The organism is Anaerolinea thermophila UNI-1 (assembly GCF_000199675.1).
GTDB lineage: Bacteria > Chloroflexota > Anaerolineae > Anaerolineales > Anaerolineaceae > Anaerolinea > Anaerolinea thermophila.
In genome coordinates this window covers 2972355-2989090 of sequence record NC_014960.1, presented here as the reverse complement: position 1 = coordinate 2989090, position 16736 = coordinate 2972355, and the positions used below count along the sequence as shown (strand labels likewise).

Genomic DNA, 16736 nt, shown 5'->3' with positions numbered 1-16736 from the left:
CTATAATGATGGATGGAGGCTTCCCATGTTGATTCGCATTGGACTGGAAAACGGTTTTGAAAGTCGCCGTTCGATTGCCTGGGCGCTGGATTACCCCGGCGCATTTGCCTATGGCAGAGATGGCAGTGAAGCTCTGCTCAATATGCCGCAGGCACTGGTGCGCTATGAGCATTGGGTCAACCGCCATGCCGGAGAGCCGCGCCTGAACATGAGCCACCTGGATTTGCGTCTGGTGGAAACCTGGGAAGTGTACTGCATCAATGAAGCCTTTGAAGTGGTGCCCGAAGGGTTAGAAATCAATTCCTTCTTCCGCGATGATTGGCGTCCATTGACTGAAGAAGAGGTCAGGCACGGCTTGGATTTGCTCTCCTGGAGCCGAGCCGATCTCCTTGCCATTGTGCGCGATTTGCCCGCCGAAAAACTTGATCAGACCTACGAAGGACAGCGCTGGAGCATCCGCGGCATTCTGGCGCATGTGGCTACTGCCGAGTGGTGGTATCTCAACCGCTTTGGGTTGATGGGCGAGCGTTCGTCTCTGCCCAAAGATCCTTTCCAGCGGCTGGAGGTGGTGCGCCAGCGTTTGATGGAGGTGTTGCCTTCTCTGGCTGGCTCAAAACAAGTGCTGGGTGTGGATGGCGAACTGTGGAGCCCGCGCAAACTACTGCGCCGTGCTCTTTGGCACGAAATGGATCATATCGGACATATTGTGGAACTGCTGTAGGAGGTAAACCATGAAAGGCAAAGAAAGCGTTTTGAAAACCCTCAATGCTCTGCTGGCAGATGAACTGACCGCGATCAATCAGTACATCCTGCACTCTGAAATGTGCGCTAACTGGGGCTTTGACCGCTTGCACAAAGTCATCGAGAAACGCGCCATTGACGAGATGAAACATGCCGAAAAACTCATCGGGCGCATTTTGTTCCTGGAAGGCATGCCGGTGGTCAGCCAGTTAAACCCCATGCACATTGGCGCAACCGTTGCCGAAATGCTGGAGAAAGACCACGCTTCCGAGGCGGACGCCGTCAAGGCTTACAATCAAGCCGTGCGCTTGTGTGTGGAAGAGGGCGATAACGGCTCGCGCGCCCTGCTGGAAAGCATTTTGAACGATGAAGAGGATCACATTGACTGGCTGGAAGCCCAACTGGATCAGATCCGCCAGATGGGGCTGGAAAACTACCTCAGCCAGCAACTGGAGGACTGAAGAGAACCTGCCCGTTCTCGCCGCCCCGCATCGCTGGGGCGGTTTTTTTTACGGGCGAATGATACTCAAGCAGTCGAAATCGGCAATGGCTTGTTGCAGGGCTTCTTGCTTTTCCGGCGAATCGGGCACTTCATCGCGGATGCGCCGCCAGGTGGTGCACAGGTAATCGTGCATCACAAAAGAGGGGTAGTAGGCTTTGTCGGTGAATTCCAGTGCTTTGTCCCAGTTGCCGGTATGTGCCGCCGCCAGGATGAAAGGCACCATCTCCGGTTCATTGTGCGGGCTATAACCCTGCAGACTGGCTTCATCCCATAAATCCATCATGGCTTGCCAGTCGCTGTGTTGCTCTGCCAGCCGGGCTTTCTGGTAGTACCAGCACCAGTCTTTGGGCGGTTCTGCACCAAAGATTTCTGTGGGAACGGGAGAGGTTCCCTCCGGTAGAATGCGGGAAAGATCGGAGAGAGGCAGTGCCGTGCGCACGATTTCTTCCAGGTAAGGATTGTGCCGGTCGGCTTCAGAGACCAGCCAGAGGCATTGATTCTCCACCACATCATTGACGATGACCACACTCTGGCTTGCCGGCGCGCGATACTCCAGAAAGTTTTTCTCGTCGGTAATTTCGCCCTTTTCCTCGACGAAGCGTGCAACGGGATAGCGGTACAGGTCAAAATACCAGGTATAAGCCGGGTCGGGAATGTCTTGGAAATAAAGCAAGTTCATCGCTGAAATATTTGCCCACGACCCCATAAACTGCGCCAGCGCGCCATTGCCAAACACGGCAGTGTAGGGCTGAATGTCCGGTGCGCGCCATTTTAACTGCCAGAAAATCTGTCGCTGTTCTTCCCATGACCAGCGGTACAGCGTAGCCGTGCGGGCTTGCTGGGCCGTTGCCAGCCCGATGAGCAGACTCACCAGAATCCTCTGCGGCTTTCCAGGACGCAGTGCCCAATCCAGAAAAGCCACCAGCAGGATAGATGCTCCGAACATGGCTGCCAGTCCAAAACGGTCGTTGTAGAGCGTGCCGGTATCGGTGATGAAGCGCCCGATTGCCCAGCCGGGGGCAAATCCGCCCAGCAGTGCTGCCCCGCCGAGAAGCAGGGCTTGAAGATGCCATTGGCTTCCAGAAGAAGGTGAGTCCGAAATTTTTCGCAAAGCCAGCGCGGCGATGACTCCACTGATCAGGGCAATGCCCCAAGCCAGCAGATTGGAGATGGGCTGGAAGGCAAAAGCAGAAGGCACAACCGTCTGCGTCCAACCCCTGATCATCCCCTCGACGATGTCCTGCATCGCCCGGCTGACCAGGGTGAGCAGGGTGGGGATGGGAGAAGTCATCAGGTTGAGCAGGATGACCGGGGTATTGCGGTCACTGCCCGGTGTGGGCATGAAGTGCAAGCGCCACAGCACAAATCCGCCCAGCAGAAGGACATACGGGAGAACCTGAATCAGCGTGCGCTTGAGCCGTTGACGGAAGGGAAGTTCCCCTTCCAGGGCGAAGAACAGCACCAGCGGGCGCATCAACTCCAGCCCGACAAAAAATTCCTGCGAAAACATCTGCACCGCGCCTGTCAGCACTCCCGCTACCGACCATGACAGAAATAGATAATGTGAGCGGCTCCGGGCGGCGCGAATCATGGCAATCAGAGAAACGAAGTACAGGGAGAAGCAAATCCAGTGGAAACTGTAAGTCAGCGCCGTGGGTTGCTGTTTGAAGAGCGGATACACGGCAAAGAGCAAAGCCATTGCCGCGTTACGGCGCGGATGATTCTGCCAGAGCAACTGCAAGACCTGCCAGGCGGTAACCACCGTCACCCAGCGCCAGAGCAGTGCCCACAACTGCCAGCCCAGGGGGGCTTCGCCGAGGATTTGGAATCCCAGCCACCACAACCAGAAGACCAATGGGCGGTTCCCCAGAAAGGCATATTCCATCAGTCCCTGCGCCCCATGGGAGTGATAGGCGGCGAGGATAATCCAGTCATCCAGATAGTACCCCAGCCAGGGGGCTTGCAATCCGTAGGCAAGGATGCTCACCGCCAGCAGGGCAAGGGGAAAAAGCCATGAACGGGAGAAGCGAATCTTCAGCATAGGCGCAAACAGGGTGATTCTATCACATCCCTTTTGTCTTCCATGCTGGCAAGTCCCGTAGTATCCTTTCAGAGGAGGACAACGCCATGCGCACCGAACAGGAAATGATGGATTTGATTCTCACCTTTGCCCGCAACGACGAGCGTGTGCGGGCGGTGATTCTCAACGGATCGCGCGCCAACCCCAATGCCCCGCGCGATTTCTTTCAGGACTTCGATATCGTCTTTGTGGTCACCGATGATGCGCCGTTTAAACAGGATCGGAGTTGGATGCGCTGCTTCGGCGATCTGATGATTGTTCAAGTCCCCGAAGAGATGGGCTACCCCGTGGAGGAATCTTCCACCGATATTTACGTTTATCTCATGCAGTTCACCGACGGCAACCGCATTGACCTCACCATTCACCCGCTTCAGCGTTTGTCTGAACTCGGACGCGACAGTTTGAGCGTGCTGTTGCTGGATAAGGACGGCATCATCGAACCCTTTCCGCCTCCGCACGAAGGCGATTACCTGCCCAAGCCGCCCACTCCGCGCCAGTTTGCCGACTGCTGTAACGAGTTCTGGTGGGTCAGCACATACGTTGCCAAAGGCTTGTGGCGCGAGGAAATCACCTATGCCAAAGCCATGATGGAGGTTTGCCGCGCGCAGTTGTTCGCCATTCTGCGCTGGTATATCGGCATGCGCACCGATTTTCAGGTCAACCCCGGCAAAGAGGGCAAGTACTACCGCAAATATCTCGAGCCGGAACGCTGGGCGCGCTTGCTGGCAACCTACGCCGATGCCGACCCCCGGCGCACCTGGAACGCGCTGTTTGCCATGGCCGATCTCTTCCGTGATACAGCGCAGGTGGTGGCACAGCGCTTTGGTTTGACCTATCCTCAGGAAGAAGACTCAAAGGTAAGCGCTTTTTTGCTTCAGGTGCGCGCTCTGCCGCGCACGGCAACTTCGCTGGAGGGGTAGGAAATGCACACGTGTCTGCACCCTGAGTAACGTCTAGGGGTAGTGGCTTACTCCGGGCGTTCGCCGAGCCTGTCGAGGCGAATGTCTTCACACCTCACTAGTCCTGCAGGAAGTCTGCTTTCCCCCATTTGGGGCACTTTCGCCCTTTCGGGAGTGCTAAGCAATTGCAACGGCACTGGCAGGCATCACCGCAAAGGCACAAAAAAGATACGCCTTCGTTTCTACATGTTTGAAACATTCTGAACTTATTGCCGTGACATAAAAAAGCCCTCTCGTCAACTTCAGACGGGAGGGCTTTGACGTTAATCCAGGCAGTTTACTCGTAGCGCAGGGCTTCCACCACATCCAGCCGCGCGGCTTGACGGGCAGGCACAATCGCCGCCAGTGCGCCGAACAGGATGCCCACGGCAATGGCAATCAGGATACCCGAGCCGGGGAAGAGGTATTCCATCGGGAAGCCCATGGCTTCAAAGGCTTTCACTGCCATGTAACCCATGTACAGTCCTGCCAGAATGCCGAACGCCGTGCCGATGGCGGAGAGGATGAGCGCTTCCGAGAGAATCATGCGCCGCACCTGCCGGCGGATGGCGCCTACCGCCCTCAGCATGCCGATTTCGCGGGTGCGCTCAATCACGCCAATTGCCAGCGTGTTCACCATGGCAATCAGCGAGGGAATGGCGAGGAATGCCGCCATCACGTACATTCCCAGGAAGACAGCATCGAACAGGCGGGCGTTTTCTTCCACGTATTTCTTCCCGTCCACTAGTTTGAACTGCGGGTAATTCTTCAAAATGCCCGTAAAGGCGTTTTCCACAGCTTGCCGGTCGGCATCGGGAGTGATGTTGATATGGAAGAAGATATCCTCATTGCGCCCGAAGTCCTCTTCAATGAAGTGTTGGGAAATGTACGCTGTGGTCGTTTTGGCGTTCAGGTAATCGGTTGCCAGCGCTACCACGCGGTAGGTTTGCTTCCCCTTGGGGGTAAGCAGTTCAACTTCGTCACCGGGCTGAATGCCTGCCGCCGCCCCCAGCACGCCGTTGATAATCATGGCGCGTTCATTTTCCATGGCGCGGTATGCCGCATCGGCATCGCCTTCGGCGAAGGACAGCAAATCCAACTGCCGGTAAGTGCCCGGTTCGATGCCCAGAATCCCCACGGATATGTCTTTAATCTGCGTGGCGGCAAAGCGCAGAGTGCTGACCACCGCCACCCCCGGCACCTGCCGCAGTTCTTCCGCCAGGTTTGGCGCGGCGCCCGTGTTCGACCCCCATACCGCCAGGGTGGGCGGCATGATGAGGTAATCGCTTCCCAAACTCTTCTCCATGATGCGCGTAAAGGTCAGCGCCACCGAGGAAAGCACTGCCGCCATCATTACCACCACCGCCAGGGCAATCATGGTGGTTGAGGCGGTGACCGTGGCACGCCCGGGCTGGCGGCTCAGGTTGCCCTCTGCCAGGTGGGCGGTGCCGTCACGGGCAAAGAGCAGGGTGAGCAGGGTGGCGAACATCACCGAAATGGGATTGACCAGTGCTGGAGCCATGAGGATAATCGCGCCGACGAAAAGCATGGCGCCAAAACTGATAAACTGCATGGAGCCGGTAAAGAGCAGTCCAACGGCAATGGCGAACAGAACCACGCCTGTCCAGAAGGAAATGCCGGCGATGCGTTTGAAGGAAACGCTCCCCAGCGAGGGGCGCAGAGCTTCCAGCGGCGTGATGCGCGTAGCCGAGTTTGCCGGAATCAGCCCGGAGAGGATGGTAATTCCCACCCCCAGGATGATCGAGGTCAGTACCAGCGAGGGTGAAATTTCAGGACTGCTCACGTTTAAGTTGAGGTACTGCTGCCACATCGGCGTGGTCAGGTTGAGCGTAAACGCTCCAAACAGATAGCCAAAGATCAAACCCAGCGCCGTGCCGATGACGCCCTGTACCAGCCCTTCGGTGAGGATAATCCAGCGGATGGCACTGCGGCTGGCGCCCAGCGCCCTCAGCATGCCGATATCGCGGCGGCGTTCGGCAATGATGGTGCGGAAGGTGTTGAAGATGATAAATCCGCCCATCACCAGCGCCAGAAAGCCCATCAGGTTGAAGATGGACTGCGCATTGCGGATGTTGGTCAGAATCTCCGAGCCGGCTTCCAGCGCGCCGATTTTGTAGGCATCGCCAATGGCTTTCAGCACGTTCTGCTGGATTTCATTGCGCCGCGCCTCATCCATTGAGTCGAGGTTGGCATCCCCCACATTGATTTTGTTGGGCATGTTGGTCAGACGCTGAGCTTCGGCAAGCGGCACCAGCACCACTTCGTTGCCGGGCAGAATCTGCTCGGGCAGGATGCCTACGATGGTCAGGTCGCTCAAGCCGATGGCGGTGGGCAGGCTCAACGTATCGCCCAGTTTGACGCCGAACTCGCGCGCCAGCGAGCGGGTGATGACCGCCGCGCTGGTATCGCCCTCTTCCAGGAAACGCCCTTCAACAATGTTGTAGGCAATCATCTGACGCGATTCCTGCGGGACGATGCCCTTCAGAATCACCGCAGTGATGCGGTCGGGGGTTTGCGGGTCGTTATCCACGTAGTTCGCGGGCAGGTTGATTAACCGCTCCAGCGCGCCGGTAGCCACTTTCACCCCATCCACTGCGCGAATTTTGTCCAGCACGGCAGGCTCAAAGGCTTCGCCGGTTTTCTGGGTGATGGTCAGATCGACCTGTCCAGCCGCCGCCATGGCTTGGGTTTGGAAGGTCTTGACAAAGGTGGGCATGAAGGTATTCATGCCGAAAATCACCATCACGCCAAAGACAATGGCGAGGGTGGTGAGCGCGGTGCGCAGTTTGCGCCCGCTCAAATATCGTAAAGCAAGGGTCAGATACAGGTTCATCCTGCACTCCTTTGTACGGCTAAAGCACGGTTAATCGCCAATTTCTTTCATCTTGTCTGCCACCATCTCCGCCTGCTCGCCGTTGCGGTGCTCCAGGATGGTCTCATCCACCACTTTGCCGTCTTTCAGGAAAACGATGCGGTCGGCATAAGCAGCGATGCGGGCGTCATGCGTCACCATGAGGATGGTGCGTTCCCAGGTGCTGGAGATTTGTCTCAGCAGACCGGCAATTTCTTCCGAGGCGCGCGAATCCAGGTTACCGGTGGGTTCATCCGCCAGAATCAGCGCGGGATCGCTTGCCAGCGCGCGGGCAATTGCCACCCGCTGTTGCTCGCCGCCGGAGAGTTCCGAAGGACGGTGGGTCAGCCGGTGTCCCAGTCCTACCCGTTCCAGCCATTCCTGAGCGCGCTTGCGGGCTTCGGCGGGGCGCATGCCGTCCAGAATCATCGGCAGGGCGGCGTTTTCCAGCGCGTTCAGCACCGGAATCAGGTTAAAGAACTGGAAGATGAAGCCCATTTTCTTGCGGCGGATGGATGTGACCTGGTCATCATTTAATTGGGTCAGGTCCTGTCCGTCCAGCCAGACAGTGCCTGAGGTGGGGCGGTCCAGCCCGCCGATGAGGTGCAACAGGGTGGATTTTCCGCACCCGCTGGGTCCCATAACGGCAACAAACTCGCCCGGTTGAATGGTCAGGTTCACGCCATCCAGAGCGCGAACGGCGGCGGCGCCTTGCCCGTACACTTTGGTCAGGGCTTGGGTAGATACGATGGGGTTGCTCATTGTTCCTCCTTCAAACTGGTAGTGAGTTTTTCCTGTTTGCTCGGTCTGCCTCTCGGACGGAGTTCCGGCTCAGGGATGGGTTGTTTGCGCACCTCGTCCAGGCGGGCTTCAATCATTTCCAGCCAGCGCAGGTCGGCTTCCACGTGCATCACGGCTTGATCCAGCAAGAGGATGTGCGCCAGCGAGGTATACGGGTCCAGTTCCATGCGCAGAGCGGTCAGGCGGTGCAGTTCCTGGAACAGGTTGGCGCGTTGCAGGTAAATTAACCGGCGCGGGTCAGCTTCGCCGGTTGCCAGTGCCAGCATCAGTTTCAGGAAAAATTCATCACGCTGATGTTCTGTCCGCACGGGGGTTTCGAACCAGCGCTGTAATTCGGCTTTGCCTGCCGGGGTGATGGTGTAGCGGCGTTTGGCGGGGTCTTCGTTTCCATCGGGAAATTCTTCGATCACCAGTCCGCTGTCTTTCAGACGGGCGAGGGTGGTGTACACCTGGGCAGGTTTCAAATCCCAGGTTTCCCGTCCGCCTGCCACGGCTTGAAAGGCTTGAAGCACTTCGTAACCGTAGCGGGTGCGCTGGCAGAGCAGTCCTAAAATGGCGTTGCGAACAGACATAGAAAATACTCACCCGTTTACTAATTTATGAAAATAGTAAACAGATGAGTATTTTTTGTCAAGGGAGTTGGGATTCACTTTTGCTTCATCAAGCGGCGGGTTGCCAGCGCTAAACGGATGAAGCCCTGTACATGGCGGAACGGCTGGATGTGGCTTTTTTCATCTCCGTAAATGGTGCGGATGTTCACCCACTCCAGTTTGTAATTGCGCTGAATGCAGATGACGATCATATCCACCTCAAACTCAAACCCGCCGTGCGCGCTGGCAAGCGCCTCTTCCATCAGGCGTTGGGAGATGAGCCGGTAGCCGGATTGATTATCGCGGATGGAACGCCCCACTGCCCACGAGAACAGCCAGGTGCCGCTGGTATTGGCAAGACGGCGGTGCAGGGGCATTTGGCGAAAATCGCGCGCGCCGATGATTAAGTCAGCGCGGGTTTGCGCCCATTTTTCCAGGAAGGCGGGAATTTCTGCCGGGTCGTGTTGTCCGTCGGCGTCCAGTGTCAGCACAGCATCAAAATCGCGTTCCAGCGCCCAGCGGAAGCCGGTCTTCAGCGCTTCGCCTTTGCCGCGGTTGGGGGTCTGGCGCACCACTTCGGCGCCGGCGGCGTTGGCAACACGGGCGGTGTCATCCGTGGAGCCGTCATCCACCACCAGCACCGGCAGGTGCTGACGCGCTCCGGCAATCACCGGCGCAATGCGCGCGGCTTCGTTGTGGGCAGGAATGAGGGCAAGGATGGGAGAATGGTCGGACGTCATAGTCTCCTCGGGAATGGGGATGGGCTTCAAGGATAACATGAAACCGGAAAAAATCCAAACCGCTCCCGGCGGATTCGGAGTACAATGAAAGCACTTCTCCCATTCTTTTTCGGATAAGGATACATCATGGCAAAACGACTCATCACCGCAGAAGATTTATATCGTTTTCAGGTGCTTGCCGACCCGCAGATTTCGCCGGACGGCGAGCATGTCGTCTTTTCGGTTCAGCGAGTGGAGCGCAAGAACGAAAAGAAGTTCTCCAACCTCTGGGTGGTGCCTACCCGCGGCGGGAGCGCCTTCCAGTTCACCGTGGGCGATCACACCGACGTGCATCCCGTCTGGTCGCCGGATGGCAACAAAATTGCCTTCCTCTCCAACCGTCTGGATAAGGAAAAACCGCCTGCCCTTTTCATCATTCCTTTTGGCGGCGGCGAAGCCCGCCCGCTGGGACAAATCGAAGGGGAGATTGGCGAAATCCTCTGGTCGCCGGATGGCAGGAAACTGCTTTTGACCGTGCGCAAGACCGATGAAGAGGTACTTCAGCGCCGTAAAGATCCCGAGCGCAAATCGCTGGGCACGCCTCAGCGCCATGTGGAGCGTCTGTTTTACAAACTGGACGGCTACGGCTACCTGCCTAAAGAGCGCTGGCATCTCTGGGTGATGGACGCCGGTACCGGCAGAGCCATGCAGTTGACCGATCATCCCGTTTGGGACGAGCGCTCGCCCGAATGGTCGCCCGATGGGCAGTGGATTGCCTTCATCTCCAACCGCAGTGAAGACCCCGATTCTACTCCGGAGTATGAGGATATCTTCATCATTCCGGCGCGGGGCGGCGAAGCACGCAAACTGCCCACTCCCGTAGGCAGTAAATCTTCCCTGCGCTTTTCGCCGGATGGCAAATATCTGGCGTATTACGCGCAGGAAGGCGCCGATGAAGGCTTCCGCAACGAGGGATTGTGGGTGGTGCCGGTGGACGGCTCTCAGCCGCCGGTCAATCTGACGGAGAAGTACGACCTGCACGTCAGTTCCTGGACGATTAACGACATTGGCGCGGCGGCAACCAACCGCCCGGTGTGGAGCGCCGATGGCGAAAGCCTCATCTTCCCGGTGGTACTGCACGGCTCCAGTTTGATGATGCGCATCCGCCGCGACGGCAGTGGCTTGGAGACGCTCATCGGCGAAGGCGGGGTATTCCACTCCCACACGGTGGATTCCCGGCAGGACCGCATGGCGGGAATCTACGGCAATTTCAGCGACCCCGGGCAGATTGCCGTGTACGACTTCCGCACGGGCAACCTGCGCACGCTCACCCGCTTCAACCGCGAGATTCTCGACCGCGTGGATTTGGGCGAAATCGAAGAAGTCTGGTTCAAAGGACCGGACAACAACGACCTGCAGGGCTGGATTTTGAAACCGCCCGGCTTTGACCCTTCCCGCAAGTACCCGTCCATTATGGAAATCCACGGCGGACCGCTGACCCAGTACGGCAAACTCTTCATGCACGAGTTCTACTACCTGGCATCGCAGGGCTTTGTGGTGTACTTCTGCAATCCCCGCGGCGGGCGCGGCTACGGCGAAGCCCACGCCGGCGCCATTCATGGCAGTTGGGGTGACCGCGACTATGCCGACCTGATGGCATGGGCGGACTACATGGCGCAACAGCCCTATATCGACACTGCGCGCATGGGCGTTACCGGCGGCAGTTACGGCGGTTACATGACGGTGTGGATCATCGGGCATACCCGGCGCTTCAAAGCCGCCGTTACCCAGCGTTGTGTGAGCAACTTCATCTCCATGTGGGGATCGAGCGATTTCAACTGGCACTTCCAGAAGGAACTGAACAACCAGCCGCCCTTTGAAGCCCTGCAGTACTACTGGGAACGCTCGCCGATCGCCTACATCGGCAACGCCCGCACGCCCACCCTGGTTCTGCACAACGAGATGGATTTGCGCTGTCCCATTGAACAGGGCGAGCAGGTCTTTGTGGCGCTTAAACGTCTGGGCGTGGAAACCGAGATGGTGCGCTTCCCTGAAGAGTTTCACGGGCTTTCGCGCAACGGGCGTACTGACCGCCGTATCCTGCGCCTCAATCACATCGCCCGCTGGTTCAAGAAATACCTTCAGGAAGGTTAATGCCCGCTATGGTGGATGACACCCTGCCCCTGATTGACCTGCATCGCCACCTGGATGGCAGTGTGCGCCTGGAAACCATCCTCGACCTGGGACGTCAGCACAACCTCAACCTGCCCGCCTGGGATGTGGAGAGTCTGCGTCCCTTTGTGCAGGTCAGCGAAGCCCAGCCCGGCATCATGGCGTTCATTGCCCGCTTCGAGTGGATGACCGGCGTGATGGTCAACGCCGACGCCGTGCGCCGCATTGCTTTCGAGAATGTGGAAGACCTGCACCGCGAGGGCGTGGATTACGCCGAACTGCGCTTTTCGCCGCTCTTCATGGCTCAGCCCCATCACCTTGACCCGGTGGAGGTGATTGACGCGGTGGTGGACGGCGTGCGCGCCGGCAGTCAGAAGACGGGCGTACAGGTCAACCTCATTGGCATTCTCAGCCGTACCTACGGCGTGGATGCCTGCTGGCAGGAACTGCGCGCCATCCTTGCGCGCCGCGAGGCGTTTGTGGCGGTGGATCTGGCAGGTGATGAAGCCCATTTCCCCGGCGAGTGGTTTGTGGAGCATTTCAAAGCCGTGCGCGATGCCGGTCTGCACGTCACCGTGCATGCCGGGGAAGCCGCCGGTGCGGAAAGTGTCTGGCAAGCCCTGCGTGAACTGGGTGCGGAGCGCATCGGTCACGCGGTGCATGCCCCCGAAGACCCCGCGCTGATGGATTACCTCGCCACGCATGGCATTGGTGTGGAAGTCAACCTGACCAGCAATGTGCAAACGACCACCGTGCCTTCTTACAAAGACCATCCGGTACGCCTGTTTCTGGAACATGGCATCCGTGCCGTGCTGAATACCGACGATCCTGGCATCAGCGGCATTGACCTGCCGTATGAGTACAATGTCGCCGCGCCTGCCGCCGGGCTGACGCCTGCGCAAATCCGCCAACTGCAGTCCAATGCGCTGGAAGCGGCGTTCCTTTCCCCGGATGAAAAGCAGGCACTGCGGGAAAGGCGTAAAGTTTCCTGAAAAAGCGCTTGTCACGATGACAGAACGGGAGGGCTTGCTCTCCCGTTTTGTTTTAACAAAACTCCAATATTTCTTTGATGGATTGTTAATACTCCCCGCATACAATTCGAAGCGTAATCAGTAAGGAAATTCACCCTGAACAAGAGGAGGGTTGTATGATCTACCGCAGATATACCATGCCGAGCATCTGGGAAGAGATGAACCGCATGCAGCGCGAGATGGAACGTCTGATGCAGGCTTTCCTGCCTGAAACCGGGCGCGTTTCGACCGTGTTCCCCGCCATCAATGCCTGGACGAACGACGAGGCGGAAATCGTCACCGTGGAAGTGCCGGGTGTGGATCCCAAAGATCTGGATATCAGCGTGGTCAACGACGTGCTGACCATCAGCGGCGAACGCAAACCCGAAGATCCCAAGGACGATATCCGCTATCACCGCCGCGAACGGGTGTGCGGGAAGTTCAGCCGTTCGATTCAACTGGCTTTCCCGGTGAACACCGACAAGGTGACGGCTTCTTACGAAAACGGCATTTTGAAGATTGTCTTGCCGCGCGCTGAAGCCGACAAGCCTCGCAAGATTACCGTCAAATCGGCATAAGATGAAGCGGGAGGAGGTGGCATATGGCAGAAGAGACCAAATCGATTGAAATCAAGAAAGAAACTCCGCTGGCTGAGGAAAAGACCGAGCGCATCCGCGAGCGCCGCGTGTACCTGCCCCGCACCGACATCTACGAAACCCGCGATGACCTGGTGCTGGTGATGGACCTGCCGGGCGCCGATGAGAAGAGTGTCGATATCATGCTGGAAAAGAACGTGCTGACCATCAAAGCCTATCCGACCTTTGAGCGCCCTGAGAACTACACGCTGGCGTATGCGGAGTACGGCGAAGGCGATTTTGAACGCTCATTCGCCCTGTCGGATGAAATTGACCGCGAGCATATTGAAGCCCGTGTCAAGAACGGTACGCTGTACCTGCGCTTGCCCAAAGCCGGTGCAGCCAAGCCGACCAAAATTGAGGTCAAAGCCGGATAATATTGAGCAAAACACTTGACAGGTAAACGATTGGTGATATAATCTCGCACTCGCGGCACCTGATAAGGGGTGCTGCGGCGCGTGAAAAGAGGAGGTGAGTCTATGGCAATCACGGATTTACTTCCCTGGAAACGCGAAGAACGTGCGCTGGCTCCCCGCCGGCGCGAGGAAGACCTCTTCCTCACCCTGCGTGACGAGATGGATCGCATGATGGAAGAGTTCTTCAACGAACCGCTCTTCTCACTCCGACCGCGCATGCTGGAACGCTTTGGTTCGTTCTTCCCGCGGGTGGACGTGAGCGAGAATGACAAGGAAATCGTCGTAACGGCTGAGGTGCCGGGCATGGACGAAAACGACGTGGAAGTCTCGTTCAAAAACGGCATCCTCACCATCAAGGGCGAGAAACGCGCGGAAAAAGAAGAAAAAGACCGCCGCTACCATCGGATCGAGCGCACTTACGGATCCTTCCGACGTGAGATCGAGATGCCCTGTGAGGTAGAGGAGGACAAGATTACGGCGACCTACAAGAAGGGGGAATTGACGGTCGTTTTGCCCAAGTCTACCCGTCCGGAAGTTGTCGGTAAGCGCATTCCGGTCCAGCGCGGTTGAAAACAATAACGGTACGTCGCGTTTGGGAAAGACCTCCGAAATTGCGGAGGTTTTTCCGTTTTAAACCCCTTTTGATTAATGGACAATTCTTGCGTCATTGGTCACATTTTTCCCTGTCAACCTTCCCGCCTGGACTAGACAGCCACTCTTTTAATATATAATTAATCCAGCCTCTCATGTTCTTTTTAACAAATGGAGAGATGAGCAGGAAATTTTATTAAAAAAGGATGGAGTGCCGGTCATGAAACCTTTTGCCAAATCATGGATGGCTTTGTTGCTGGCAGGTTTTCTGCTGGTGACCCTGTCTTCCGTAGCACATGCCGCCACCCTCTCGCAGGAATCTCTGCCCGGGAATGAGGTTTGTCTTGCCTGTCACCAGAAGCCCGGGCAGGTGCTGACGATGGACAACGGCGAGCAGTTATACATTACCATCTTGCCGGAAGAGTATGGTAAATCCATTCACGCCAAAAGCGGGGTGGCTTGCGCTATGTGCCACTCCGACATGTTCGGGTATCCGCATCCGGCAAAGGATTTCTCCAGTTTGAGAGCCTACCGCAAACAGTATCAGAATACCTGTAAGGTGTGCCATGCTGACAAATACGAACTGGACAGCGTCCACCGGCGTGCCTTTGAAAGCGGTAACGAACTGGCGCCCACCTGTATTGACTGCCACAACCCGCACACACAGGCACAGGTCAAGGATGAACAGGGCAACCTGATTCCCGAAGAACTGGGCAAATCGCCCGAGGTATGCTCCAAATGCCATTTTGGCGTGTACCAGGAGTATGAACAGTCGGTGCATGGTAAAGCCGCCAAAGCGGGTAATCCGGACGTGCCGGTATGTATTACCTGCCACGGTTTGCATGTCGTGGAAGAACCTCATACCGCTCAATTTCGCCTGGCTTCGCCCAAGATGTGCGGCGAATGCCACAGCGATCCGGAAATTATGGGCAAGTACGGTCTCTCCACCGATGTGTATAACACCTACGTGGCAGATTTCCATGGCTCTACCGTCACCCTTTTCGAGCGCCTCTCGCCCGATCAGCAGACCAACAAGGCGGTATGTTACGACTGCCATGGTGTTCACAACATTGGCGATGTGGACGATCCGGTGGTGGGACTGGGCATGAAACAGAACATGCTCAAAGCCTGCCAGAAGTGCCACCCCGACGCTACCGAAAACTTCCCTGATTCGTGGATGAGCCACTACCGCCCCGACCGCGAGAAGTATCCGCTGGTGTACTACGTCAACCTGTTCTACAAGATTTTCATCCCGCTGGTGCTGGGCGGCATGGCGGTCTTCGTCGCCAGCGATGTGTATCACCGGGTGCGCCGCGCGTTGAACCGCCGTAAGCCTGCCGAACCGGCTCAACCCGCCACAGAACCGCAAGAGAAACCTGAGACTTCGGAAACTGCTCAGGAATCCGGCAAGGAGGAGTAGAGAGATGAGCGAGCAAACCAAAACTTACCAGCGTTTCAGCGTTGCCCAGCGCATTGAGCACTTTGTGCTGATTCTCTCTTTCACCCTGCTGGCGTTAACCGGCTTGCCGCAGAAGTTCTTCTTCTCGGATATTTCCCAGTGGATTATTGCCGCTTTTGGTGGCATTGAGACCATCCGCATTGTCCACCGCGTAGCGGCAACGGTTTTCTGCCTGCAAGCCATCTATCACCTGGTGGTGATGGGCTATAAACTGTACGTCCTGCGGCTGGAAGCCAGCATGCTGCCGGGCGTGAAAGACCTGCAGGATGCTATTCAGTGGTTCCTGTACAACATCGGTTTGCGTAAAGAGCGCCCCAAAATGCCGCGCTACAACTTCATGGAAAAGATGGAGTACTGGGCGATGGTATGGGGCTTGGTCATCATGGCGCTGACCGGTTTCATGTTGTGGAATCCTATTGCCACCAGCCGCGCACTGCCGGGTGTGGTGATTCCTGCCGCCAAAGCCGCGCACGGCGCCGAAGCCATTCTGGCGGTGCTGGCGATTATCCTCTGGCACTTCTACAATGTGCATATCAAGCACTGGAACTGGTCGATGATTAAAGGCACGCTCAGCCGTGAGGAAATGGAAGAGGAACATGCCCTCGAACTCGAGCAAATCGAACGCGGTGTGATTCCTCAGCCCCCTGAGCCTGAGGTCATCCGCAAACGCATGCGCGTGTTTGTCCCGGTTGCCAGTGTGGTCAGTGTGGCGCTTGCTGTTGGGTTGATTTACTTCATCACCTTTGAAGAGACCTCCATTACCACCATCCCCCGTCCTCATGAAGAGGAACGACAGATTATTGTGCTGCGTTCGCCCACGCCTTTGCCGACCGTGTTGCCCACAGCCACGCCACAGCCGACCAGCGAAGCCGACCTCATTAGTGGGGCGCTGACCTGGGAAGGTTCTATTGGTAAAATCATGACGGCGCGGTGCGGCTCCTGCCACGGTTCGCTGGGGGCGCTGAACATCAAGAATTACCCCGACCTGATGAAAGGCGGAAGAAGCGGGACGGTGATCGTCCCTGGCGATCCGCAGGGCAGTTTACTCATCCAGACCGTTCAGGGTGGCACGCACCCGGGTAAGTTCTCCGATGAGGAATTGCAGAAGGTCATTGAGTGGATTCAAGCCGGTGCGCCGGAAAAGTAAATTAGTTTTTGAAGATGCAAAAATCCCCCGATAAGATTTCGGGGGATTTTTTATTTTGAGTTT

Annotated in this window: 15 protein-coding genes; 10 read left to right on the top strand and 5 right to left on the bottom strand. The window is 57.0% G+C overall.

The genetic code is table 11. The features are described 5' to 3' along the window. The first annotated feature begins 25 nt into the window (after positions 1 to 25). Entirely contained in the window at positions 26 to 721 is a 696-nt protein-coding gene (locus ANT_RS13505) for a DinB family protein (protein ID WP_013561089.1), read from the top strand. 10 nt (positions 722 to 731) lie between these two features. Continuing rightward, positions 732 to 1202: a bacterioferritin gene (gene bfr, locus ANT_RS13500; RefSeq protein ID WP_013561088.1), complete on the top strand. Its 471-nt coding sequence runs from the start codon at positions 732 to 734 to the stop codon at positions 1200 to 1202. A gap of 48 nt (positions 1203 to 1250) precedes the next feature. Here bfr and ANT_RS13495 read toward each other — a convergent pair whose 3' ends face one another. Next, positions 1251 to 3284 (bottom strand): hypothetical protein, encoded by a 2034-nt coding sequence (locus tag ANT_RS13495; protein WP_013561087.1) that lies wholly within the window; start codon positions 3282 to 3284, stop codon positions 1251 to 1253. An 86-nt stretch (positions 3285 to 3370) separates the two neighbouring features. On the opposite strand from ANT_RS13495, the gene ANT_RS13490 reads away from it, so the two are divergent. After that, on the top strand, positions 3371 to 4243 hold the full coding sequence (locus ANT_RS13490) for an aminoglycoside 6-adenylyltransferase (RefSeq protein WP_013561086.1): 873 nt from the start codon (positions 3371 to 3373) through the stop codon (positions 4241 to 4243). 316 nt (positions 4244 to 4559) lie between these two features. Here ANT_RS13490 and ANT_RS13485 read toward each other — a convergent pair whose 3' ends face one another. From ANT_RS13485 to ANT_RS13470, 4 genes are all read right to left on the bottom strand, one after another. Next, positions 4560 to 7115: an ABC transporter permease gene (locus ANT_RS13485; protein WP_013561085.1), complete on the bottom strand. Its 2556-nt coding sequence runs from the start codon at positions 7113 to 7115 to the stop codon at positions 4560 to 4562. A gap of 30 nt (positions 7116 to 7145) precedes the next feature. Next, positions 7146 to 7895, bottom strand: coding sequence for an ABC transporter ATP-binding protein (locus tag ANT_RS13480; protein ID WP_013561084.1), 750 nt, complete (start codon positions 7893 to 7895; stop codon positions 7146 to 7148). After that, positions 7892 to 8506 (bottom strand): PadR family transcriptional regulator, encoded by a 615-nt coding sequence (locus tag ANT_RS13475; protein WP_013561083.1) that lies wholly within the window; start codon positions 8504 to 8506, stop codon positions 7892 to 7894. Before ANT_RS13475 ends, ANT_RS13480 begins: the two co-directional genes overlap by 4 nt. Positions 8507 to 8580: 74 nt before the next feature. Continuing rightward, positions 8581 to 9264, bottom strand: a complete 684-nt coding sequence (locus tag ANT_RS13470) for a glycosyltransferase family 2 protein (RefSeq protein WP_049784916.1) — start codon at positions 9262 to 9264, stop codon at positions 8581 to 8583. 126 nt (positions 9265 to 9390) lie between these two features. Here ANT_RS13470 and ANT_RS13465 point away from each other — a divergent pair, with 126 nt between their 5' ends. The 7 genes from ANT_RS13465 to ANT_RS16640 all read left to right on the top strand — a co-directional run bounded on the left by ANT_RS13465 (position 9391) and on the right by ANT_RS16640 (position 16673). Then, a complete protein-coding gene (locus tag ANT_RS13465) occupies positions 9391 to 11397 on the top strand; it encodes a S9 family peptidase (protein ID WP_013561081.1) in 2007 nt (668 codons plus the stop codon). A gap of 8 nt (positions 11398 to 11405) precedes the next feature. Continuing rightward, a complete protein-coding gene (gene add / locus ANT_RS13460) occupies positions 11406 to 12407 on the top strand; it encodes an adenosine deaminase (RefSeq protein WP_013561080.1) in 1002 nt (333 codons plus the stop codon). Between the two features lie 155 nt (positions 12408 to 12562). After that, positions 12563 to 13003: an Hsp20/alpha crystallin family protein gene (locus ANT_RS13455; RefSeq protein ID WP_013561079.1), complete on the top strand. Its 441-nt coding sequence runs from the start codon at positions 12563 to 12565 to the stop codon at positions 13001 to 13003. Between the two features lie 23 nt (positions 13004 to 13026). After that, positions 13027 to 13437 carry an Hsp20/alpha crystallin family protein gene (locus ANT_RS13450; protein ID WP_013561078.1) on the top strand — a complete coding sequence of 137 codons (411 nt, stop codon included), beginning with the start codon at positions 13027 to 13029 and terminating at the stop codon, positions 13435 to 13437. A gap of 102 nt (positions 13438 to 13539) precedes the next feature. Next, entirely contained in the window at positions 13540 to 14046 is a 507-nt protein-coding gene (locus ANT_RS13445; RefSeq protein ID WP_013561077.1) for an Hsp20/alpha crystallin family protein, read from the top strand. A gap of 241 nt (positions 14047 to 14287) precedes the next feature. Next, a complete protein-coding gene (locus ANT_RS13440; RefSeq protein ID WP_013561076.1) occupies positions 14288 to 15487 on the top strand; it encodes a cytochrome c3 family protein in 1200 nt (399 codons plus the stop codon). 4 nt (positions 15488 to 15491) lie between these two features. Beyond that, positions 15492 to 16673 carry a cytochrome b/b6 domain-containing protein gene (locus ANT_RS16640; RefSeq protein WP_013561075.1) on the top strand — a complete coding sequence of 394 codons (1182 nt, stop codon included), beginning with the start codon at positions 15492 to 15494 and terminating at the stop codon, positions 16671 to 16673. Positions 16674 to 16736 lie beyond the last annotated feature (63 nt).